Source organism: Flavobacterium sp., from assembly GCF_049318325.1.
Lineage (GTDB): Bacteria > Bacteroidota > Bacteroidia > Flavobacteriales > Flavobacteriaceae > Flavobacterium.
Genome location: NZ_JBMOGQ010000132.1, coordinates 1 through 6,012, shown reverse-complemented (window position 1 = coordinate 6,012; position 6,012 = coordinate 1). Strand labels below are relative to the sequence as shown.

The following is a 6,012-nucleotide window of genomic DNA, read 5'->3' as shown; positions in this document are numbered from 1 at the left end:
GAACTATCAAAATATAAAATTCAAAAAACCTGAAATGCCGAATCAGGCAGATGTTAAGGTTGAGGTTAAAGATGTTGAAAAACCCAATCCAGACATTGATAATGAAATCAAAAGAAAATTGGGAAGATAAATTAGTTTATCTAGACTTGATTTTTTTAACGGATCTAATATTACAAGATTATATAGAAATTGCGGTAACTTTGTCGCAAATTTTAGCAATTAAATGAAACGAGTTGTTGTTGGACTTTCCGGTGGAGTAGATTCGAGTGTTGCTGCTTTTCTTTTAAAAGAACAAGGCTACGAAGTTATAGGTCTATTTATGAAAAATTGGCACGATGATTCGGTGACTATTTCTAATGAATGTCCTTGGCTCGAAGACAGCAATGATGCGCTTTTGGTTGCTGAAAAATTAGGAATACCTTTCCAAACTGTTGATTTAAGCGAACAATACAAAGAAAAAATCGTCGACTATATGTTCAAGGAATATGAACAAGGACGTACTCCAAATCCGGATGTATTGTGCAATCGCGAAATTAAGTTTGATGTTTTTATGAAAATTGCTTTAAGTCTTGGTGCCGATTACGTGGCAACGGGACATTATTGCAGAAAAGGTGAAATCGAAGTTGATGGAAAGCCAATTTATCAATTATTGGCTGGAAAAGACGGCAACAAAGACCAATCTTATTTTCTTTGTCAATTATCACAAGAGCAATTGGCTAAATCATTATTTCCAATTGGTGAATTGACCAAGCCTGAAGTTCGTGAAATAGCCATGAAATTGGATTTGGTAACTGCCGAAAAGAAAGATTCTCAAGGTTTGTGTTTTATTGGAAAAGTTCGTTTGCCTGAATTTTTGCAACAACAATTACAACCCAAAGAAGGTTTGATTTATGAAATTGATGCAAATAATTCTATTTACAATCAAAAACAACCCAACTTCAATTCTTTAGAAGAACAATTAATTTTTGAATCCACTTCAATTTCCTATTCACCTGAAGACGGGAAAGTAGTCGGCAAACATCAAGGAGCACATTACTTTACCATTGGCCAAAGAAAAGGATTAAATGTTGGTGGTACAAAAGAAGCACTTTTCATAATAGCTACTGATGTAAAAACTAATGCAATTTATACCGGTCAAGGTACAAATCATACGGGTTTATTCAAAAAAACATTGAAAGTGATACCCTCAGAAGTTCATTGGATACGCGAAGATTTAATGTTGAAAAACGGAGAAACTATGGGGGTAATGGCACGCATTCGTTACCGTCAAGCTTTACAGAAGGCGGCATTATATCAATTTGAAAGTGGTTTGTATGTTTCTTTTGAAGAACCTCAATCAGCAATAACTGAAGGGCAATTCGTCGCATGGAATATTGGTGACGAATTAGTTGGTTCAGGAGTAATTTCATAAATTAGCATTCTCAATAAGTAAATGCTATGAACAAATTTTTCTGTATTGTTCTTTTTATTTTCAGTTTCATAGGATATTCACAAGAAGATGCCTGGGTTTTCTTTAGAGATAAACCAAATGCACAATTTTATTTTGATAATCCTTTACAAATGCTATCTCAGCGTTCAATAGATAGAAGATCTAATCAAAATATTCCACTCGATATAAAAGATATTCCAATTCACCAACCCTATGTTGACCAAATTATAGCCGCAAACGGAATTGCTGTAAAGGCAAAATCAAAATGGTTAAATTGTCTTCATATTCAAGGTAGTGTTGATGATATTATTGCATTGACTTCACTTCCCTTTGTAAATCGTGTTCAATTTGCTGATGCTTCTTTGAATTCGAAAAGAGCAATTCCAAGAACTATCATTCCGGTTAATAAACAGATGAATGTTTTGACCAGCTTTAATTATGGGAATTCCAATAATCAAATCCAAATGCTGAATGGGCATTTACTTCATCAAGAAAATTATACAGGATCCGGGAAAATAATAGCTGTTCTAGATTCCGGATTTATAAATGTTAATTCAACAGCACCTTTCCAAAGATTATTTGATAACAATTTGATACTCGGAGGTTATAATTTTGTTAGTCACGATGACAATGTATATTCGTTACACAATCACGGTACTTTGACACTTTCCTGTATGGGTGGTTATGTTGATGGACAACTTGTTGGAACTGCACCCGATGCACAATATTATTTATTTGTAACCGAAGATGTGACACAAGAAAGCCCAGTAGAAGAAAGTTATTGGGTTGAAGCTGCTGAAGAAGCAGACAGACTTGGTGCAGATATTATTTCTACCTCATTGGGATATTATGAGTTCGACAATTCAAATTATGGACATTATTATGATGAATTTACCGGAAACACAGCTTTCGCTTCAAAAGGTGCTAATATTGCTTTTAGTAAAGGAATCGTAGTTGTTGCCAGTGCCGGTAATTCGGGAGGTAGCGGTGAGCCATTAAATCATATTGGAGTACCTGCAGAAGCACAAAATGTTTTGGCTGTTGGAGCTGTAAAATCTGATCGAACTTACGCGGCTTTTAGCTCAGTCGGACCTTCATATGATGGAAGAATAAAGCCAGATGTGATGGCTAAAGGTCAGGCTGCAGTTGTTGCTAATGCCAGTGGGGACATTCAAACGGCAAGTGGAACTTCCTTTTCTTGTCCGATTATGGCTGGAATGATAGCCAGTTTTTGGCAGGCAATTCCCTGGGCAACGAATCAACAGGTTGTAGATTTTGTTAAGCAATCATCAGATAGATTTGCAAATCCAAATAATCAATTTGGTTATGGAATTCCCGACTTTCAGTTGGCATTAAATAGTGCACAACTTTCTATTAATCAAGATTCAATTGGAAGATTTTTGGTGTACCCGAATCCAGTTTTTGACAAACTTTTTGTTTCATTTCCACCAACTTTTAGTGAAGCAAAAATTAGTTTTTACAATGCTTTAGGTCAAATTGTTTTTGAAAAAAGTATTCAAAATACGGAAACTTCAATTTCAATGGTTAATATTAATTCTGGAATTTATTTCTATAAAATAAAATGCAATTCATTTGTACAAACCGGAAAAATCATTAAAAATTAATACTGAACTCAATTCAGCCTAAATGAATAAAATTACCCAACTTTTCAATATTAAATACCCAATTATTCAAGGAGGAATGATTTGGAATAGTGGTTATAAATTAGCCAGTGCTGTTAGTAATGCCGGTGGTCTAGGATTGATAGGTGCAGGTTCAATGTATCCTGAAGTTTTGCGTGAGCATATTCAAAAATGCAAAAAAGCAACAGACAAACCATTTGGAGTTAATGTTCCAATGTTATATCCAAATATTGAAGAAATTATTCAGATAATTATCGAAGAAGAGGTGAAAATTGTATTCACTTCGGCAGGAAATCCAAAAACATGGACGAGTTATTTGAAGGAAAATGGAATTACTGTTGTTCATGTTGTGAGCAGTTCAAAGTTTGCTTTAAAAGCACAAGAAGCCGGAGTTGATGCGGTAGTTGCAGAAGGTTTTGAGGCTGGTGGGCATAATGGGAGAGAGGAAACCACTACGTTTACTTTAATTCCAATGGTTAAAGAACAAATTAATATTCCACTTATTGCTGCCGGAGGAATAGCTACAGGAAGAGGAATGCTTGCCGCAATGGTTCTTGGCGCTGATGGTGTTCAAATGGGTTCGAGATTTGCGGCTTCTTTTGAAAGTTCAGCACATGATAATTTCAAAAAAACTATCATAGAAACAAAAGAAGGTGATACACAATTAACTTTAAAAGAATTAGCACCAGTTCGATTAATAAAAAATAAATTTTACAACGATATACAAGAATTGTATTCAACATGTCCATCAATAGAAGATTTAAAAGTATTACTAGGAAGAGCAAGAGCCAAAAAGGGAATGTTTGAAGGAGATCTAGTTGAAGGTGAATTAGAAATAGGTCAAATAGCTGGGCTAATTCACAATATTAAATCAGTAGAATCTATTATTAACGAGGTAATTCAAGAATTTCAAATAGTTTCAAAAGATATTCAGGATTTTAAGTTTTAAACTCATTTCAATTTTACAATTAGTTGTTAATAGCTTTGCAATTGCATGTGAACTTATTAACAATTTTTTATTTTCAACAAGTAAATTAAATTATTAATAACTATATAATTATTTTTATATTTTATTTAAAATTTTCTATATCAATAAGATAGATATTTTCATCTTGTTGGTTTATCTTTATTAATGTTGATTATTTTGTTTATAAGATTTTAATAAGTCAAATACGGTTACTGTTATATTAAGTAATATAGTGGAAGCATTTTTTTTAGCTTAGGTATATACTATTGAAAATTAATTAAAATCATTTACTTCTAGATAAATGATAAAAATTTAGTGTAGAATGTAGCTTTTCAATTAGTTTAAAATGCTTAAAATCGAATTGCTTATGAGAATTACTACTCTTGTTAAAAAATACTTTGCTTATGTTGTTTTATTAGTATTTCTTTTAGGAAATAATAATTCTTTACATTCTCAATGCCCTACGGTAACAAACGCTGCCCAGTCTTTTTGCAATATACAATCACCAACTATTGCTAATCTTGTTGCTACAAATAATGGAGGTGGTGTTAGATGGTATGCTGATGCGATAGGAGGAACTGCTTTATTAAGTTCTACAAGTTTAATAAATGGGGAAGATTATTTTGCCGATGATAATACTGGAGCCTGTGGAACAAGACAAAGTGTAGTTGTTACTATTTATTCTGCCCCTACAGGATTAAATTTTCAAGGAGTTTGTGTAAATAACGCTAATCTGGCAACTCCATCCAATCCGCAATTCGTAGTGTCAGGAAATGGTTTAAGATGGTATACTGTGCCAAGTGGTGGAACTGCTTTATCTCCTACAGCAGTTTTGTCAGATAACACTATTTATTATATAAGTCAAACCAATCCGTCCACCGGATGTGAAACTTCAAGATTTCAGTTATTTGTAAATGTTGGAATTGTTCCTGTGCCTGATGGACTTACAGTTCAGGATTTTTGTAGCAACACTTCTCCCACTGTTAATGATTTGGTAGCTTCGGGAAATAATAATTGGTATCTGACAACAGAATTTGGAATCCCTTTGGATTTATCTACGCCGTTAGTAAATGGACAGCATTATTATGCCTCTACAGTTGATCCACCATGTGAGAGTATTAATAGACTTGATGTATTGGTAAATATTTACGAGTCAACAGTTCCTGTCTTTACAGCCTTAGGACCTTATTGTCAAAATGAGACACCAGGAACTTTGCCTACAACATCAACAAATGGAATTACAGGAACTTGGTCTCCCGCAGTAATTTCAACAACTACGATTGGAACACAGACATATACTTTTACACCAACAGCCGGATTGTGTGCCACTACAACAACGATGGACATTACAGTTAATCCTAATATTGTTCCAGTCTTTACAGCCTTAGGACCTTATTGTCAAAATGAGACACCAGGAACTTTGCCTACAACATCAACAAATGGAATTACAGGAACTTGGTCTCCCGCAGTAATTTCAACAACTACGATTGGAACACAGACATATACTTTTACACCAACAGCCGGATTGTGTGCCACTACAACAACGATGGACATTACAGTTAATCCTAATATTGTTCCAGTCTTTACAGCCTTAGGACCTTATTGTCAAAATGAGACACCAGGAACTTTGCCGACAACTTCAACAAATGGAATTACAGGAACTTGGTCTCCTGCAGTAATTTCAACAACTGCGATTGGAACACAGACATATACTTTTACACCAACAGCTGGATTGTGTGCCACTACAACAACGATGAACATTACAGTTAGTCCTAATATAGTTCCTGTCTTTACAGCCTTAGGACCTTATTGTCAAAATGAGACACCAGGAACTTTGCCAATAACTTCAACAAATGGAATTACAGGAACTTGGTCTCCTGCAGTAATTTCAACAACTGCGATTGGAACACAGACATATACTTTTACACCAACAGCTGGATTGTGTGCCACTACAACAACGATGGACATTACAG

The 6,012-nt window shown here is 34.4% G+C and carries 3 protein-coding genes and 1 pseudogene; all 4 read left to right on the top strand.

Annotated elements, in window-relative coordinates; translation table 11 throughout:
• The first annotated feature begins 223 nt into the window (after positions 1 to 223).
• Positions 224 to 1,411: a tRNA 2-thiouridine(34) synthase MnmA gene (gene mnmA / locus ACOYLP_RS10190; RefSeq protein ID WP_422856064.1), complete on the top strand. Its 1,188-nt coding sequence runs from the start codon at positions 224 to 226 to the stop codon at positions 1,409 to 1,411.
• Between the two features lie 26 nt (positions 1,412 to 1,437).
• Positions 1,438 to 3,054 (top strand): S8 family serine peptidase, encoded by a 1,617-nt coding sequence (locus ACOYLP_RS10185; RefSeq protein WP_422856063.1) that lies wholly within the window; start codon positions 1,438 to 1,440, stop codon positions 3,052 to 3,054.
• Positions 3,055 to 3,076: 22 nt separating this feature from the next.
• Entirely contained in the window at positions 3,077 to 4,021 is a 945-nt protein-coding gene (locus tag ACOYLP_RS10180) for an NAD(P)H-dependent flavin oxidoreductase (RefSeq protein WP_422856062.1), read from the top strand.
• Positions 4,022 to 4,385: 364 nt separating this feature from the next.
• A pseudogene (locus tag ACOYLP_RS10175) lies at positions 4,386 to 6,012 on the top strand (hypothetical protein); the annotation flags it as partial.

Coding starts and splice junctions, on each gene's coding strand:
- ACOYLP_RS10180 (WP_422856062.1), top strand. CDS start 3,077: ATGAATAAAATTACCCAACTTTTCAATATTAAATACCCAATTATTCAA.
- ACOYLP_RS10185 (WP_422856063.1), top strand. CDS start 1,438: ATGAACAAATTTTTCTGTATTGTTCTTTTTATTTTCAGTTTCATAGGA.
- mnmA (WP_422856064.1), top strand. CDS start 224: ATGAAACGAGTTGTTGTTGGACTTTCCGGTGGAGTAGATTCGAGTGTT.